This is a genomic window from Thauera linaloolentis 47Lol = DSM 12138 (assembly GCF_000310205.1).
GTDB classification, from domain to species: Bacteria; Pseudomonadota; Gammaproteobacteria; order Burkholderiales; family Rhodocyclaceae; genus Thauera; species Thauera linaloolentis.
Genome location: NZ_AMXE01000160.1, coordinates 1 through 2,690, shown reverse-complemented (window position 1 = coordinate 2,690; position 2,690 = coordinate 1). Strand labels below are relative to the sequence as shown.

The 2,690-nt window shown below is 71.7% G+C and carries 2 protein-coding genes and 1 pseudogene; all 3 read left to right on the top strand.

From position 1 onward, the window contains the following. Positions 1-168 precede the first annotated feature (168 nt). A complete protein-coding gene (locus tag C666_RS18850) occupies positions 169-1,035 on the top strand; it encodes a hypothetical protein (RefSeq protein WP_004349147.1) in 867 nt (288 codons plus the stop codon). Then, positions 1,032-2,045 carry a U32 family peptidase gene (locus C666_RS18845; protein ID WP_004349146.1) on the top strand — a complete coding sequence of 338 codons (1,014 nt, stop codon included), beginning with the start codon at positions 1,032-1,034 and terminating at the stop codon, positions 2,043-2,045. The genes C666_RS18850 and C666_RS18845 overlap by 4 nt, the downstream gene beginning before the upstream one ends. Position 2,046: 1 nt before the next feature. Next, positions 2,047-2,690: pseudogene (locus tag C666_RS18840) on the top strand (cytochrome c biogenesis protein CcsA); the annotation flags it as partial.

Sequence of the window (2,690 nt, the reverse complement as noted above, 5' to 3'; positions counted from 1 at the left end):
CAATCGGGCATCGGCCGCGAGATGGGGCGCGCGGTGTTCGACCAGTACACCGAGATCAAGTCGGTGCTGATGGCCTTGTGAATGCTGCGCGCGCTGCCGCAGGCCGGCAGCGCGCCCGTTCTTCCGATGCGGTCTGTGCGCGGCCCGGGGCCGCAAGGACGAAATGCAATGGATACCCCCGAGCTGGCGGTGGCGGCGACCCGCCCCATCGCCCTCGACTGGGCCGCAGCAGCGCCCGTCGTGCGCGAACGCCACTGGCAGCGCGTCCATGGCGATGCGTCGCTGGCCGCCTGGCTCGCCCCGCTGGCGCCGACGCATCTGCACTTCGGCAGCGAGTTCTGTGAGCATCTGCTGCCGTCTCCGCGTGCCTTGCGCGAGGCCGTGCGCCAGGCCGGAGCGCACGGCCTGCGTTTCGCCCTGCTCACGCCGGTCGCTTCGCCCGGAGTGATCGAGCGGCTCGATGCCTTGTTGCCGATGCTGGCGGACGGCATGGAGGTGGTGGCCAACGACTGGGGCGTGGCCCATCTGGTGGCGACGCGCTTTCCCTCCCTCGGGTTGGTGGCGGGCCGGGTGCTGTGCCGCATGACCAAGGACCCGCGCCTCGACGCAGGCTGGGCCGGCCGCTGCGGCCATGCCCTGGCGGCGCCGACGATGCGCGCGCTGTTCGAGCGCCTCGGCATCCGCCGGCTGGAACTCGACATGCCGGTATTCCCCGCCGAGGAAGCGTTCGACGGCCTGCCGCTGCCGGCAGGCGTGCATCTTCCTTTCGTGTATGTGGCCAAGGGGAGGATGTGCCGCGCGGGGAGCCTGTCGATGACGGGGCCGGAGCGCTTCGCCGTCGGCCGCCGCTGCCAGAAGGAGTGCCTGCGCCTGTCGGCGGCGGCCTCGCGGCCGGGGCGGGAGGATGCCTGCAGCGCCGTGCAGCTCGGCAATACCTTGTTCAGCCGTCATTCCTCTGAAATGGCGGATGCCCTGAGGCGTGAGGCCGGCATGGGCCGCGTCGCGCGCCTGGTGGTCGCGGGAGAGTCCTTGTGAGAATCGTCGCCCCGGTGTCCCGCCTGTCCGAAATCGCCCCGCTGGCGCAGGCCGGCGCCAGCGAGTTCTATTGCGGCCTGGTGCCGCCGGAATGGCTCGGCCGCTTCCATGCGCTGAGCGCCAACCGCCGGCCGTCCGGCAATCTGAAGAGCTATACGGATCTGGCCGCTGCGGTCGAGCTGGCCCACGCCCATGGCGCCATGCTGTCGCTGGTGCTGAACGCGCAGAACTACCCGGCCGCGCAGGCCGAGGCGGTGGTGGAGATCGCACAGCGCTTTGCCGACATCGGCGGCGATGCGCTGATCGTCAGCGATCTCGGCCTGGTCCATCTGCTCGCGGCGCGCTTTCCCGCCTTGCGCGTGCATGTCAGCTCGGTGGCGACCTGCCGCAATGCGGCGGCGGCCCGCTTGTGCCTCGAATTGGGCGCGCGCCGCCTGATCCTGCCGCGCGACGTGACCATCGACGAAGCCGCCGGCATCGCCGCCGAGGTGCCGGACATCGAGATCGAGGCCTTCATCCTCAACGACGGCTGTGTTTTCGAGGAAGGCGCCTGCCATACGATCCATCTGCCGGGGCAGATGGGCGGCCCGATCTGCCTCGACCGCTACCAATACCGCTACCGCCGCCGCGATGGCGGCGAACTGCCGGCGCGCGTGGCGGCGCGCCTGCGGGAGAACGACGAGGCTTACGAACGCTGGCTGTGGTACCGCTTCTCCTGCGGCTTCAGCACCACGCCGGAAGGCTTGCCTTATGGCCCTTGCGGCCTGTGCGCCATCCCCGCGCTGCGGCGCGGCCAGGTGGCGGCGATCAAGATCGCCGGGCGCGAGGCACCGACGGCGCGCAAGCTGGCGAGCGTGCGCATGGTGAAGTCGGTCGTCGACCGTGTGCGCGGCGGTGCGGACGATGCGGCGGTGCGGGATTTCGCCATGGCTTTGAGGCCTTCCGAAGCGCATTGCGCCACCGGCTTCATGTGCTACTACCCGGAAGTGCTGCGGGCGGAGGCGAACTGACATGGGCGCCTCATTCCGTGCCGTGCCGGCCTGGGCGGCCGCCGTGGTTGCCGCGGCACTGGTTGCGGGCTGGGCGGCAGCGGGGCAGGCCGTGCTGGTGGCCGCGGCCGCGCTGGCGCTGCATGCGGTGTTCAGGCCGGCCGGGCGTCCGCGCGTGCTGTCGCTGGCCGCGGCGCTGGCGTGGGGGTGCGTGCTGGCGCTGGGCTGGCACTTCGCCATGGACGGCTTCGCGCTGCGCTATGTCTGGCTGTACAGCAGCGCCGAGCTGCCCCTGCATCTGAAGCTGGCCAACATCTGGGGCGGCGACGAGGGCACGACGCTGCTGCTGGCGGCCTGCTGCCTGAGCCTGGCCGCGAGCGGCGCACGCGCCGGCGCGGATGCGGCCCGTGTTTCCGTCGCCGCGGCGATCGCAGCCTGGTATGCGCTGACCACGGTGTGGCTGGCGCCGTTCGCGGCGACGCCGGCCGAATGGCTGGCGCAGGCGCCTTCGCAGGGCATGAACGCCCATTTGATGAAGATCTGGATGCTGTTCCACGCGCCGCTGGTGGTGCTGGCCTATGCCTGGACGCTGTCGCTGGCGGCGCCCGCGCTCGCTGCCCTGCGCGGCGCGGCGTCGCCGTGGCCGGCCCAGGCCCGCGCGCGGGC